Below are 13994 nucleotides of genomic sequence, written 5' to 3' on the forward strand. Positions count from 1 at the left end.
TTCCGATGAAAAAGATTGTGGCATATCAAAACCCTGACATATGCTGGTCATAAATAGTTTCATACAAAAAGCGACAACCATCATTTCTTGTTTTATTTCAATGACTTACGGCAGGTAGCCATAATCGCCAGACCCTAGCCGGAAGAATCTGTCACCCCAGCCTATGTCAAGCGATAATTTAATATTTTTTTTTGATCGCGTGAGTCCGCAGTGCAGCAAAATCGGCATTCCAAAAAAGGCTTTGAATCCGAAGGCTTTTTCCCTGCCCAACCGGAGGTAGTTAAAAAAAACGCAAAAGCGTTAACCTTTAATTCACTAAAAAAGCGGCGCGCCTGCCCTTGCCCTCCCTGCAAAGGTTTTTGTAAGGTCCAGACATCGAAGGGGTGGGCAAAAACCCATTTAACAGGCTTATCAAATTAGTGGGTTCGGACGCAGATTTTTCGTTTGCGTAACGAGTACGTTTTTGTCGGGTATCCGGGTTGTACGACCCTGGATCGTTTCAGAAAAGAAGCAAGTTGGCGGCGCTGGCATCAGCCGGGCGTGAGTCTTTTTGCGCCAAAGTTGAAAGGGATGTGGACGTGGCGGTTTTTAGAATTTCGGTGCGAGATTGTTCAGACCTGTACTACGCGTCCCTGACCTTATCCAACAATTAGCTCCAGGAGATTGAAAGCCGGTCATAGGGGTGACCGGCTCTTGAGGACTGCAACCGGTCATGGACCGGTCCACATGCGAACACGGGCACTATCAAGCCCGAACAGATAAATATCAGGATGAGGCAATGACAATGACCAGCGGAATAATGGAAAACGGCACGAATGCAGCCATGGTCCCGCTCCATATGGACGAAGGGAAAAGTATGGTATCGGCCGGCAGCCAGGGCGAGACGATTTTCGAGAGGGTCAAGACCAAGCTCAAAGCCAAACTCGGAAATGAAGTTTACTCCAGCTGGTTCGGCCGCCTGAAGCTGGATGAGACATCCAAGAGCATTGTTCGCCTTTCCGTGCCGACCGCATTTCTTCGTTCCTGGATCAACAACCACTACTCCGACATGATCAACACGCTGTGGCATGAGGAGGATGAGCAGGTCCTGAAGGTGGAGATCGTTTTCCGCAGCGCCAGCCGCGCCAGCCGCCCCTCGCTTGAGGCAGAGCCTGCCTTGCGGGCCGACCAGCGTGCGATTGCCCGCGACAAGCCGGTTTTTCCCGTTGGCAGCACATCGCAGGACAAGAAGGCACCGGCACATTTTGCCGACCGTGCAACGGATCGCCCGGGACAGAACTCCGTGTTCGGTTCGCCGCTGGATCCGCGCTACACTTTCGAGACATTTGTTGATGGCACGCCAAACCGGGTGGCCCTGGCTGCTGCGCGCACCATTGCGGATGCCGGCGCCAGTGCCGTCCGTTTCAATCCGCTGTTCATTCACGCCTCCGTCGGCCTCGGCAAGACGCATCTGCTGCAGGCCATCGCCGCCGATGCCCTGAAGCGCTCGGAGCGCGCCCGCGTGGTGTACCTGACTGCCGAATATTTCATGTGGCGTTTCGCAACGGCTATTCGCGACAACAACGCGCTGTCGTTCAAGGAACAGCTGCGCGATATCGATCTCCTGATCATCGATGACATGCAGTTCCTGCAGGGCAAATCGATCCAGCACGAATTCTGCCATCTGATCAATACGCTGCTCGACAGTGCCAAGCAGGTCGTGGTTGCCGCTGACCGCCCGCCGTCAGAGCTGGAATCGCTCGATGCGCGCGTGCGTTCGCGTCTGCAGGGCGGTGTTGCCCTTGAAATGATTTCGCCGGACTATGCGATGCGCCTTGAGATTCTCAAGCGCCGCCTGGTTGCCGCCCAGCAGGAAGACCAGTCCCTGGATATTTCGCCGGAGATTCTCGATCACGTCGCCCAGTCCGTCACCGGAAGCGGCCGTGAGCTGGAAGGCGCTTTCAACCAGCTGCTGTTCCGCCAGACCTTCGAGCCGAACCTGTCGGTCGACCGGGTCGACGAGCTGCTCAGCCATCTGATGCGCGGCGGTGAGGCCAAGCGTATCCGCATCGAAGAAATCCAGCGCATCGTTGCGCGCCATTACAACGTCTCCAAGCAGGACCTTCTGTCCAACCGGCGCACGCGCACCATCGTCAAGCCGCGCCAGATCGCCATGTATCTTGCCAAGATGCTCACACCCCGCTCGCTGCCGGAAATCGGTCGGCGTTTCGGCGGCCGTGACCACACAACCGTTCTGCATGCGGTGCGCAAGATCGAAGATATTGTCGGCAAGGACCAGAAACTGTCGCAGGAACTCGAGCTCCTGAAGCGCCTGATCAACGACCAGGCCCAATAAGGCTACTTCGCCACTTATCAACAGAAAGCCTGCGGTATGGTGCGTTGCAGCCAGCCGCAGGCTTGCTTTTTAGGGTGACTTTCTGCCAATTTGCTTGACCTTGGGGGAACTTCGCCCTCTCGCCAGAAAAAGCGCCGCAGGCCCTCACGGGCTTTGGGTCGAATAAGACAGTGAGACCGGTTTATCATGCGTGTAACTCTTGAACGTTCCAATCTTCTGAAGTCGCTCAACCATGTTCATCGCGTGGTCGAACGACGCAACACCATTCCGATCCTTTCGAACGTTCTTCTGCATGCCGAGGGTGCAAGCCTTGCCCTCAAGGCCACGGACCTTGACCTTGAAGTCACCGAAGCCACTGCCGCGCAAATCGAACAATCCGGTGCCACCACCGTGCCGGCCCACCTGCTCTATGACATCGTCCGCAAGCTGCCCGACGGCGCGGAAGTGATGCTGGCAACCAATGCCGACGGCAATTCCATGACCGTGACCTCGGGCCGGTCGAATTTCCGCCTGCAGTGCCTGCCGCAATCGGATTTCCCCGAACTGACCGCAGGATCCTTCACACACACGTTCCGCATCACATCCACGGCGTTGAAAAGCCTGATCGAACGGACGCAATTCGCCATCTCCACGGAAGAAACCCGCTATTACCTCAATGGCATCTATTTCCATGCCATCGAGAGCGAGGGTTCGCTGAAGCTGCGCGCCGTGGCCACGGACGGACATCGTCTGGCCCGCGCCGAGCTGGAAGCGCCCTCCGGCGCGGAAGGCATGCCCGGCATCATCATTCCGCGCAAGACCGTTGCCGAGCTGCAGAAGCTTGTCGATGATCCGGACATTGCCGTGACCATCGAACTGTCGGACACAAAGATCCGCTTCACCATCGGCTCGGTGGTTCTGACCTCCAAGCTGATTGACGGCACATTCCCGGACTATCAGCGCGTCATTCCATCCGGCAACGACAAGAAACTGACCATCGACCGCCAGAGCTTCGCGTCTGCCGTTGACCGCGTCTCGACGATTTCGAGCGAGCGCGGCCGCGCCGTCAAGCTGACGATTGCCGATGGCCAGCTGACATTGACAGTCAACAATCCGGATTCGGGCAGCGCCACGGACGAGCTTGCGGCTGATTATGACTCCGATCCGATCGAGATCGGCTTCAATGCCAAATATCTCCTCGACATCACTGCCCAGCTTTCCGGCACGGAAGCGATCTTCATGCTGGCCGACGCCGGCTCGCCGACACTGGTGCGTGATACAGGCGATGCGAATGCGCTCTACGTGCTCATGCCGATGCGGGTTTGACGCAAACGGACAATCCCGCTGTGACCGATGATCCCAGAACGGACGCGGGCAAACCGGCCCGCGTTTCGATCAGCCGGTTGAAGCTTGCGCATTTCCGCAATTACGAAAACCTGTCATTGCGGCTCGGCCCGTCGCATGTGGTGCTGACCGGCGAGAACGGGTCGGGCAAGACCAATCTGCTGGAAGCCATCTCGTTTCTTTCTCCCGGCCGCGGTTTGCGCCGCGCCACCTATACGGATGTCACCCGCAATGACGCGCCCGATGGTTTTGCCATCCATGCGGCCATCGAGACCGAGGAGGGCTCCGTGGATGTCGGTACCGGACTTGCAGGCAATGCACCGGGCGATACGGCGCGGCGGGTGCGCATCAATGGTGTCACCGCATCCAGTGCCGACGACCTCCTGGAATATTCCCGCATCCTCTGGCTGGTGCCCTCGATGGACGGCCTCTTTACCGGTGCGGCCGGGGACCGGCGGCGTTTTCTCGACCGGATGGTGCTGGCCATCGATCCGGCGCATGGCCGCCGTGTGCTCGACTATGAGAAGGCCATGCGCAGCCGCAACCGCCTGCTGACGGAAGAGCGCAGCAACGGCGCCTGGCTTGACGCCATTGAAACTCCCATGGCGGAGCTCGGCATCGCGATTGCCGCTGCCCGGGCCGAGCTCATGCGCCTGATCAACGGCATGATCGAGCGGCTGCCGGACGACAGTCCCTTCCCCAAGGCCGACTGCATCCTCGACGGCGAGTTGGAAGCACGCATCGGTATCGAATCGGCAACAGACGTTGAGGAGGCCTTTCGCCGGGCACTGCACGACGGACGCAGCCGTGACCGGGCGGCGGGACGCACATTGGATGGTCCGCACCGCTCCGACCTTCTGGTACGCCACCGGCCCAAGGCCATGCCTGCCGAACTCTGTTCCACCGGCGAGCAGAAAGCCCTGCTCATCGGCCTTATCCTGTCGCACGCGCGCCTCACGGGAGAACTGGCGGGCATGGCACCCATCCTGCTTCTGGACGAGATCGCCGCCCATCTTGATGAAGGCCGCCGCGCCGCCCTTTTTGACATCATCGAAGACCTTGGCGGACAGGCCTTCATGACGGGTACTGACCGCTCGCTGTTTTCCAGCCTTGCCGGCCGCGCGCAGTTTTTTGACGTGTCGCACGGAGAAGTGCACGCCGGATAGAGCGGGTGATGGCAAGCCCGCCTGCGGCCGTGTTAGCATGCCGGAGAATCGAATTCTTTCTGCAACAATCCCGTGAAACAAGGCCTCCATGGACACATGGGCTGCTATGGCCCGGTGCCTTGATCCAACAAAGGAATTCCCATGTCTGATCTTTCTGCCTTCCCTGTTACCAAGCGCTGGCCGGCACAGCATCCCGACCGCCTTCAGCTCTATTCGCTGCCGACGCCCAATGGCGTGAAGGTATCCATCATGCTGGAAGAGCTTGGGCTGCCATATGAGACCCATCTCGTTGATATCGGCAAGAATGAAAGCTGGACGCCGGAATACCTGTCACTGAACCCCAACGGCAAGATTCCCGCGATCATCGATCCGGATGGTCCGGGCGGCAAGCCTCTGCCGCTGTTTGAATCCGGCGCGATCCTGCTCTATCTCGCCGAGAAAACCGGCAAACTCCTGCCTGCTGATCCGGCCCGGCGCTACGAGACCATCCAGTGGGTGTTCTTCCAGATGGCTGCCATTGGCCCAATGTTCGGTCAGGTCGGCTTTTTCCATAAGTTTGCCGGCCGGGAGTATGAGGACAAACGTCCGCTCGAGCGTTATGTGACTGAATCGAAACGTCTGCTCGGCGTGCTCGAAACGCACCTTGAAGGCCGTCAGTGGATCATGGATGACGACTACACCATCGCCGATATCGCCACGCTTGGCTGGGTGCGCAACCTGGTTGGCTTCTATGGTGCGGGCGATCTGGTCGACTATGCCAGCCTGAAGAATGTCCCGGCTTGGCTCGAGCGCGGGCTTGCGCGCCCGGCGGTGCAGCGCGGTCTCGATATACCCAAGCGCCCATAGGCGCCCGACTGCTCCGATTCCTTGTTACGAACCTCTGAACGCCGCCGCTTTGGCGGCGTTTGCCTGCGCCCCGGCTGGAGTGTGGTATCCGGGGTATCGTTGGGGATGATCTTCGTTCATTCCGCTTGATGTTAAACACCAAAATTACTCAGCGACCGGAAACTTGCCCCGGCAATTCCGCCAGCCTAGATAGAACTCTGGAGGACGACCTCCTCGCGGCCGTAAAAGGCTGCGTCTGAACACAAGCCGGGACGGCCCGCACATGGAAAAGGATGGTCGTCATGGCCTGGATTTATCTCGTCGTCGCAGGACTCTTTGAAATCGGCTGGGCCATCGGGCTCAAGTACACCGACGGTTTTACCCGGTTGACGCCGTCGGTACTGACCGGCGCCAGCATGGTGATCAGCGTTCTCGTGCTGGGCCTTGCCCTGCGTGAGCTGCCCGTGGGCAGCGCCTATGCGGTCTGGACCGGTATCGGCACGGTCGGCACCGCGCTGCTCGGCATGTATCTTTTCGGAGAACCGGCAACGGTCATCCGTCTCGTCTGCATCGGCCTGATCGTCTCCGGCATTGCCGGGTTGAAATTTCTTGCCTGAGACAAATCGGATGCTGCATTCGGGGTCCATCTTGTTCTAATGTAGCGCCATGAGCGACCCTGAAAACCCTGCCTTCACCTCCACCGAACTTGAACGCTATGCCCGTCACATCATCCTGGCGGAGATCGGCGGTCCCGGCCAGCAGAAGCTCAAGCGCGCCCGCGTGCTTGTCGTGGGCGCTGGCGGACTGGGCGCGCCGGTGCTGCAGTATCTGGCGGCCGCAGGCGTCGGTACGCTTGGCATTGTCGATGATGACCGGGTTTCGCTGTCCAATCTGCAGCGGCAGGTCATTCACGACACCGACCTCGTCGGCTCGCCCAAGGTCGAAAGCGCCGTCCGCGCCATTGCCGCGATCAATCCGCACGTTACGGTCGAAGCCCATGAAACGCGCATTGCACCCGATAACGCCGCCGATCTCATCAGCCGTTATCACATCGTCGTCGACGGCTCGGACAATTTCGACACACGCTATCTGCTTGCCGATGCCTGTGCAGCGGGAAAACGTCCGCTGGTTTCCGCAGCGCTCGGACGGTTCGACGGCTCCCTGACAACGCTCAAACCCTATGAACGGAATGGCAAGGGCGAACAGAACCCATCCTATCGCGATCTCTTCCCTTCCCCGCCGCCGCCAGGTCTCGTGCCTGCCTGCGCGGAAGCCGGTGTTCTCGGCGTGCTCCCCGGTGTTATCGGCAGCCTGCAGGCCACCGAAGTCATCAAGCTGATCACAGGTATCGGCGAGCCGCTGATCGGCAGGCTGCTGCTTTACGATGCATTGAGCTCGCGCTTCGAGACGATCAGGTACAAGGCAAACACCGCCGGAGCTGCGGCGTGACCGGACAGAAGGTCCTTCGCCATGGCGCTTGAGCTGACTGCGGAGCAAAGGGCAATCGCCAATGGTGCACGCGGCGAGGGTGCGGCGATGGCTCTGCGCATTGTCGCGGCGACAGCCCGCTTGATGGGCGCCCCGTCGCTCATTCCCATTGCCTCAGCCCATATCGACGGCGCACTCTATCACGGGGATTCCGGCACGCTGTTTGCCGAGAAGCTCGTGGAAGGCGGGGCAAGGGTTGCTGTGAGAGCCACGCTCAATGTCGGCTCACTTGACCTGACCGGCTGTTCGAAGAACCGGCTGGAGCCGCATGAGCGCGGCATGGCCCGGCGAATGATGGATGCCTACCGGACGCTTGGCTGCGAACCGACATGGACATGCGCGCCCTATCAGGCCGGGCATCGCCCCGCCTACGGCAGCGACGTCGCCTGGGGCGAATCCAATGCGGTGGTCTTCTGCAATTCCGTCTTCGGCGCGCGGACCAACCGCTATGGCGACTTTCTCGATATCGCCTGCGCGATTGCAGGCTACGCCCCGTACTACGGATTTCATCTCCCGGAAAACCGCCGGGCCAGAATCGTCTTCGATGTATCGGGGCTGGACGCGGAGTTCCTGGCATCCGAGGCCGCGTGGCCGATCCTTGGCAGTCTTTACGGGCGGGAAATAGGCGATGCCGTGGGTGTTGTCACCGGTATCGAGCATCATCCCGGAGAAGATGCGCTGAAAGCTTTTGGCGCAGCAGCGGCCTCCGCCGGTGCCGTCGGGCTTTTCCACGTGGCCGGCGTTACGCCCGAAGCGCCGGACCTTGCGACCGCCCTGCATCATCGGGCGCCGGAAACGGTGATCAAGGTCACCACCGACATGATTGGGGATTCCCGGCGCAGGCTGTCCACAGCGGCCAGCGCCGAATCCATCCATGCCGTGGCCATCGGCAGCCCGCACCTTTCCGGCGCCGAGTTTGATCGCCTGGAGCGGCTGATCGCCGGGCGTCGTCTCCATGTTCCGCTCTATGCCTGCACCGGCCGCCATGCCCTCGCCGCGCTCGAAAGCAGCGGCAAGCGCCTGATACTGGAACAGAGCGGCGTCATTATCGTCGCCGATACCTGTGTCGTCGTCACGCCCATCCTGCCCGATATCGACAATGCCGTGCTGATGACCAATTCGGGAAAGTTTGCCCATTATGCGCCGGGGAATACGGGTTATGGCGTTATTTACGGCTCCATGGCCGAATGTGTGGAAAGTGCCGTTACCGGGCACCCAGTGTTTGGAGCCACCGAATGAACCGGTTTCAAACAGAAATTCTTGTGCAAGGCCAGCCAGCTCTGGCAGAGGCGCTGGTTTTGACAGCCCCCATCAGCTTCTGGGGCGGCGTCAATCCCAAGACCGGACGGATCGCCGACGTGCGCCATCCCCAGCACGGCATCGCCATCACCGGCAAGGTTCTGTGCCTACCGGGAACCATCGGGTCATCATCGGCGGCAGCCGTGCTTCTGGAACTCGTTTCTGCCGGTCTCGCACCCGCCGCCATCATCCTGCATGAGCCCGACGCCATTCTCCTCCTGGGCCTGATTGTTGCGCAGGAGATGGGCCACGCAACGCCCATGGCTGTCAAACTCGACCGCAGGGAGTTTACCCACCTGACCGATCAAACGCTCGCGATTGATGTTGCCGGGATGGTCAGCGTTCAATAATTCGCGTTGTTGCCAGCGACACCGGCTTAAACGAGATTGGGCAAAACCCGATCCGGCGGACGATGCCCGTCAATGAAGGTGCGGATATTGATGATCACCTTCTCGCCCATGTCGATGCGGCCTTCCAGCGTTGCCGAACCCATATGCGGCAGGATGACGACCTTGCCCGCCTTGGCCAACTTACGGAGCTTTGAATTGACTGCAGGCTCGTGTTCGAAGACATCAAGCGCCGCGCCGGAGAGCTTTCCGGTTTCTAGCTGGGCGATCAGCGCCTGCTCATCGATGATCTGGCCGCGCGCCGTGTTGACGATGAAAGCGGAAGGCTGCATCAGCGCCAGCCGCCGCGCCGAGAGCAAATGGAACGTGGCTGGAGTGGACGGACAGTTGACCGAGATGATGTCCATTCGGGCCAGCATCTGATCGAGACTGTCCCAATAGGTTGCTTCCAGTTCGACTTCTGTCCTGGGACTGACCGGCTTGCGGTTGTGATAATGGATCGACAGGCCAAAAGCCTTGGCGCGGCGGGCAACGGCAGTGCCGATACGGCCCATGCCGACAATGCCGAGGCGCTTGCCCCAGATACGCCGCCCAAGCATCCAGGTCGGGCCCCAGCCCTCCCATTTGCCGTCATCGAGCAGAATGGATGCGCCTTCCACCAAGCGCCGCGGCACAGCCAGCATCAGGGCCATAGTCATGTCGGCCGTGTCTTCGCTCAGGACATTGGGGGTATTGGTGACAGTGATGCCGCGCTTGGCGGCGGCAGGAACGTCGATATTGTCAACGCCATTGCCGAAATTGGCGATAAGCTTGAGATTCGGACCGGCTGCATTGATGATCTCTTCATCGATACGGTCGGTAACCGTGGGCACGAGAACATTGGCTTGCTGGACGGCCTCGATCAGTTCCGCCTTTGACAACCGCCGGTCATCGACATTCAACCGCGCTTCGAAGAGTTCACGCATGCGCGTCTCAACGGAATCGGGCAGTTTTCGGGTGATGACGACCAGAGGCTTTTTGTTAACCAATATTCCCCTCCCTTTTTCCGATGATATTGAGACCTCTTTAACCAAGTCATTGCAAACTGCAATTGCTCTTGAGCTCCGATACTTGTCTATCAAGGCGGCGCGTCAAAGACAAAGAAAAATAGGGATCGTTCCTTGTTCAACCGCATAATTGCCGGAAAAGAGCTCAGAACGATGAAGGACTGATTTTGTTGGGCATCTCATTTATTCGTTCTTTCACACTGACCGCCGGTATTGCGTCGGCCCTTTCCCTCGCTGTTCCCGCGGCGATTCCCGGCATTGCCACGGCTTATGCCGCCCAACAGGTTGGCCCCAGCGGCCTGCCATTGCCGCGTTTTGTCAGCCTGAAACCCGGCCGCGTCAATTTGCGCGTCGGACCGGGGCGCGACTACGCCGTGACTTGGCTGTTTCTGAAATCGGGCCTGCCGGTGGAAATCGTCCAGGAATATGACAACTGGCGGCGCATTCGCGATTCCGAGGGAACGGAAGGCTGGGTCTATCAGTCCCTCCTCTCCGGCAAGCGCACCGCGATGACAGCCCCGTGGCAGCGTGACAAGGACAATGTCATGCTGAATGTCTATCGCAGCGCCGATGACAAGGCGGGCATCGTGGCGCAGGTGCAGCCCGGCGTTCTGGCAACCCTCAAGATGTGCAATGGGGATTGGTGCCGGCTGGTATTCAGCGGTGCCAGCGGCTGGATGCGCCAATCGGATATCTGGGGTGCCTATCCCGGCGAGAAGTTTGATTAATCCATAGAATCCGGGCGGGCTTGCCTGACATGCCCGTCAGACTGCACAATCCGTCATCATTGATATGCGATTGGATCAGCCGCGTTTTTTGCGCAGGCGGATGATGATGTCCACGTTGACGATTTCCATGCCTTCCGGCACCGGCGGAAGATGGCCGACCATGGCCGAGCCATCCGGAATATCGATCACCTGATTTTCGCCTTCGACAAAAAAGTGATGGTGATCGGAAACATTGGTATCGAAATAGGTTTTTGCGCCTTCGACGGCGAGGATGCGCAACATGCCTGCCTGGGTGAACTGGTGCAGGGTATTGTAGACCGTCGCAAGGGAAACAGGCACATTGGCGCCGAGCGCCTCTTCATGCAGTTCTTCCGCCGAAAGATGACGATCGCCCTTGGCAAAGATCAGACTGGCAAGCGCTACACGCTGACGGGTGGGACGCAAACCCGCAAAGCGCAGGCGCTCTTGCAAGGGTACGTCGGCATCAATCTCATAAGAAATATGCATGGCCCGTCTGCCACTCCGTTAAATGATATCAAAAGTCTCACCATAGACTGTTGTCTATCGTGTTACATCATTGATATATGCCGTCTTGCGAAATCGATCAATAGGCCGCAATTCAGCCATTCCGTTAGGGATAAGCCAACAGACCGTTTTCAGCGAGAAACACTCTGTGATAGGGTCCGCCCGCGCAAAAGCGCCAGCACTGAAGCAATTGATGGGAGACAGAATGCCAGAACAGAAATCAAGCTACGGGTACGAAGAGCTCCTTACGTGTGCCCGCGGAGAGATGTTCGGTCAGGGCAATGCCCAGTTGCCAGCTCCACCCATGCTGATGTTTGATCGCATTACCGAGATTTCCGAGACCGGCGGCGAAAACGGCAAGGGCTATATCCGTGCTGAATTCGACATCAAGCCGGACCTGTGGTTCTTCCCGTGTCACTTCATTGGCGATCCCGTCATGCCGGGCTGCCTTGGTCTCGACGCCATGTGGCAGCTGACCGGCTTTTATCTGGGCTGGCTCGGCGAGCCCGGCAAGGGCCGCGCGCTGTCGACCGGCGAGGTCAAGTTCACCGGCATGGTCACCCCGAAGACCAAGATTGTCGAGTATGGCATCGACTTCAAGCGCGTCATGCGCGGTCGTCTGGTGCTGGGCATTGCGGACGGCTGGCTAAAAGCCGACGGCGAAACTATCTATAAGGCAACCGACCTGCGGGTTGGCCTATTCAAGGAAAGCGCTGCCTGACCCTATCGGTCAGCGCAGCACCTTCAAGGAGATCGCAATGCGGCGAGTGGTTGTGACGGGGATGGGTATCGTGTCCTCTATCGGAAATAACGTGCAGGAGGTGCTGGAATCCCTGCGTGCAGCGAAATCGGGTATTGTCTTCGCGGAAGACTATGCAAAATACGGTTTCCGCAGTCAGGTGCACGGCGCTCCCACGCTTGATCCGGCAACGCTGGTCGACCGGCGCGCCATGCGCTTCCATGGCGGGGGAACCGCGTGGAATCATGTGGCCATGGACCAGGCCATCGCCGATGCCGGTCTCGATGAAAGTCAGATTTCCAACGAGCGCACCGGTATCATCATGGGTTCCGGCGGTTCATCCACCCGCACCATCGTCGAAGCTGCCGATAAGACCCGCGAATCGGGCTCATCCAAGAAAGTCGGCCCGTTTGCCGTGCCGAAAGCCATGTCTTCGACCGCATCGGCAACGCTTGCCACATGGTTCAAGATCAAGGGTGTCAACTATTCCATTTCATCGGCCTGCGCGACGTCCAATCACTGCGTCGGCAATGCCTTCGAGATGATCCAGTATGGCAAGCAGGACATGATGTTTGCCGGCGGCTGCGAAGATCTCGACTGGACGCTTTCCGTGCTTTTCGACGGCATGGGCGCCATGTCCTCCAAGTTCAACGACCGGCCTTCGGTTGCATCGCGCGCCTATGACAAGAACCGCGACGGTTTCGTCATCTCCGGCGGCGCGGGCGTGCTGGTTCTGGAAGAGCTGGAACATGCCAGGGCGCGCGGCGCCAAGATTTACGGCGAAATCGTCGGTTACGGCGTGACATCGGACGGTGCCGACATGGTTGCGCCAAGCGGTGAAGGCGCCGCCCGCTGTATGCGGATGGCCATCGAGAATGTGAAGGGCAAGGTGGATTACATCAATCCGCACGCCACATCGACACCGGTTGGCGATCTCAAGGAGATCGAAGCCATTCGCGAAGTGTTCGGCACGGCGGAGGCCGGCTGCCCGCCGATCTCGGCGACAAAATCACTGACCGGGCACTCGCAGGGTGCCACCGGCGTGCACGAATCAATCTATTCGCTTTTGATGATGAACCACAATTTCATCGCCGAGAGCGCCAATATTGAAGAACTCGATCCGGCATTCGAGGACATGCCTATTGTGCGCAAGCGGATCGACAATGCCAAACTGGATACGGTGCTGACCAATTCCTTCGGATTTGGTGGCACCAATGCAACGCTGGTGTTCCAGCGTTTCCAGGGTTGAGAGGGAAGAATATGGGTGAACTGATGAAAGGCAAACGCGGTCTCATTATGGGGGTCGCGAACAGCCATTCCATTGCCTGGGGCATTGCCAAGGAACTGGCCGACAACGGCGCTGAACTCGCCTTCACCTATCAGGGCGATGCCTTCGGCAAGCGCGTTGCACCGCTCGCGGAACAACTCGGCTCCAAGCTGCTGCTTCCCTGTGATGTCGAGGATATCGCAACCGTCGACGCCGTGTTCGAGACCCTGGAAAAGGAATGGGGCACGCTTGATTTCGTCGTGCATGCCATCGGCTTTTCCGACAAGTCGCAGCTCAAGGGCCGCTATGCCGATGTAACCACGCGCGACAATTTCAGCCGCACCATGGTGATATCAGCCTATTCCTTCACGGAAGTGGCGCAGCGTGCTTCGAAACTGATGACGAATGGCGGCTCCATCCTGACGCTGACCTATGGCGGCTCGACCCGCGTCATGCCGAACTACAACGTCATGGGCGTGGCCAAGGCTGCCCTTGAAGCCATGGTGCGCTATCTCGCCGCCGATTACGGTCCGGAAAGCATCCGCGTCAACGCGATCTCCGCCGGTCCGGTCCGCACGCTGGCTGGCGCCGGCATCGGCGACGCACGCGCCATGTTCTCCTACCAGAAGCGCAACGCGCCGCTGCGCCGCACTGTCGATATCGACGATGTCGGCCGCTCGGCGCTCTATCTTCTCTCGGATATGTCGAGCGGCGTGACCGGCGAAATCCACTATGTGGATTCCGGCTACAACATCGTATCGATGCCAACGCTCGAAGAACTGAAGAAATCCGACGACGGCAAGGAATAAACCCTCCTGCCAGAATTGACAGCAGTCCCGTGAGACCAGGCTTGGTTTTGCGGGATTTTTGTTGAAAGTGGGCCTCCCTTTTTCGTCAGGAATGTCA

General features: G+C 59.1%; 14 protein-coding genes. 12 read left to right on the forward strand and 2 right to left on the reverse strand.

Annotation, left to right across the window (positions count from 1 at the left end; translation table 11 throughout):
- The first annotated feature begins 784 nt into the window (after nucleotides 1–784).
- The 8 genes from dnaA to J1W56_RS04345 all read left to right on the forward strand — a co-directional run bounded on the left by dnaA (nucleotide 785) and on the right by J1W56_RS04345 (nucleotide 8786).
- Nucleotides 785–2335: a chromosomal replication initiator protein DnaA gene (gene dnaA, locus J1W56_RS04310; RefSeq protein WP_374042655.1), complete on the forward strand. Its 1551-nt coding sequence runs from the start codon at nucleotides 785–787 to the stop codon at nucleotides 2333–2335.
- Nucleotides 2336–2521: 186 nt separating this feature from the next.
- The gene (dnaN, locus tag J1W56_RS04315) at nucleotides 2522–3640 is read left to right on the forward strand and encodes a DNA polymerase III subunit beta (protein WP_223612033.1); all 1119 of its coding nucleotides are present in this window, start codon (nucleotides 2522–2524) and stop codon (nucleotides 3638–3640) included.
- Between the two features lie 20 nt (nucleotides 3641–3660).
- Nucleotides 3661–4824 (forward strand): DNA replication/repair protein RecF, encoded by a 1164-nt coding sequence (gene recF / locus J1W56_RS04320; RefSeq protein ID WP_223612035.1) that lies wholly within the window; start codon nucleotides 3661–3663, stop codon nucleotides 4822–4824.
- Nucleotides 4825–4965: 141 nt separating this feature from the next.
- The gene (locus J1W56_RS04325) at nucleotides 4966–5670 is read left to right on the forward strand and encodes a glutathione S-transferase N-terminal domain-containing protein (protein ID WP_223612037.1); all 705 of its coding nucleotides are present in this window, start codon (nucleotides 4966–4968) and stop codon (nucleotides 5668–5670) included.
- 281 nt (nucleotides 5671–5951) lie between these two features.
- Nucleotides 5952–6266 carry a quaternary ammonium compound efflux SMR transporter SugE gene (gene sugE / locus J1W56_RS04330; RefSeq protein WP_105736796.1) on the forward strand — a complete coding sequence of 105 codons (315 nt, stop codon included), beginning with the start codon at nucleotides 5952–5954 and terminating at the stop codon, nucleotides 6264–6266.
- 49 nt (nucleotides 6267–6315) lie between these two features.
- Complete coding sequence (locus tag J1W56_RS04335; RefSeq protein WP_223612039.1) at nucleotides 6316–7098, forward strand: molybdopterin-synthase adenylyltransferase MoeB; 783 nt, start codon at nucleotides 6316–6318, stop codon at nucleotides 7096–7098.
- 21 nt (nucleotides 7099–7119) lie between these two features.
- The gene (locus J1W56_RS04340) at nucleotides 7120–8376 is read left to right on the forward strand and encodes an aconitase X (RefSeq protein WP_223612040.1); all 1257 of its coding nucleotides are present in this window, start codon (nucleotides 7120–7122) and stop codon (nucleotides 8374–8376) included.
- The gene (locus tag J1W56_RS04345; protein ID WP_223612041.1) at nucleotides 8373–8786 is read left to right on the forward strand and encodes an aconitase X swivel domain-containing protein; all 414 of its coding nucleotides are present in this window, start codon (nucleotides 8373–8375) and stop codon (nucleotides 8784–8786) included. Before J1W56_RS04340 ends, J1W56_RS04345 begins: the two co-directional genes overlap by 4 nt.
- 26 nt (nucleotides 8787–8812) lie before the next feature.
- On the opposite strand, the gene J1W56_RS04350 is transcribed toward J1W56_RS04345, so the two are convergent.
- On the reverse strand, nucleotides 8813–9814 hold the full coding sequence (locus J1W56_RS04350; protein ID WP_223612408.1) for a 2-hydroxyacid dehydrogenase: 1002 nt from the start codon (nucleotides 9812–9814) through the stop codon (nucleotides 8813–8815).
- A 185-nt stretch (nucleotides 9815–9999) separates the two neighbouring features.
- On the opposite strand from J1W56_RS04350, the gene J1W56_RS04355 reads away from it, so the two are divergent.
- Complete coding sequence (locus J1W56_RS04355) at nucleotides 10000–10557, forward strand: SH3 domain-containing protein (protein ID WP_226904560.1); 558 nt, start codon at nucleotides 10000–10002, stop codon at nucleotides 10555–10557.
- Nucleotides 10558–10632: 75 nt separating this feature from the next.
- Here J1W56_RS04355 and irrA read toward each other — a convergent pair whose 3' ends face one another.
- A complete protein-coding gene (gene irrA / locus J1W56_RS04360) occupies nucleotides 10633–11064 on the reverse strand; it encodes an iron response transcriptional regulator IrrA (protein WP_105736688.1) in 432 nt (143 codons plus the stop codon).
- Between the two features lie 223 nt (nucleotides 11065–11287).
- On the opposite strand from irrA, the gene fabA reads away from it, so the two are divergent.
- From fabA to fabI, 3 genes are read left to right on the forward strand one after another with little or no spacing between them, the layout of a single operon-like run.
- The gene (fabA, locus tag J1W56_RS04365; RefSeq protein ID WP_223612043.1) at nucleotides 11288–11803 is read left to right on the forward strand and encodes a 3-hydroxyacyl-[acyl-carrier-protein] dehydratase FabA; all 516 of its coding nucleotides are present in this window, start codon (nucleotides 11288–11290) and stop codon (nucleotides 11801–11803) included.
- A 37-nt stretch (nucleotides 11804–11840) separates the two neighbouring features.
- A complete protein-coding gene (gene fabB / locus J1W56_RS04370) occupies nucleotides 11841–13070 on the forward strand; it encodes a beta-ketoacyl-ACP synthase I (protein WP_223612045.1) in 1230 nt (409 codons plus the stop codon).
- An 11-nt stretch (nucleotides 13071–13081) separates the two neighbouring features.
- Complete coding sequence (fabI, locus tag J1W56_RS04375) at nucleotides 13082–13897, forward strand: enoyl-ACP reductase FabI (RefSeq protein WP_223612046.1); 816 nt, start codon at nucleotides 13082–13084, stop codon at nucleotides 13895–13897.
- Nucleotides 13898–13994 lie beyond the last annotated feature (97 nt).

The sequence above is a fragment of the Phyllobacterium calauticae genome (assembly GCF_019991125.1).
In the GTDB taxonomy this organism is placed as follows: Bacteria; Pseudomonadota; Alphaproteobacteria; order Rhizobiales; family Rhizobiaceae; genus Phyllobacterium; species Phyllobacterium calauticae.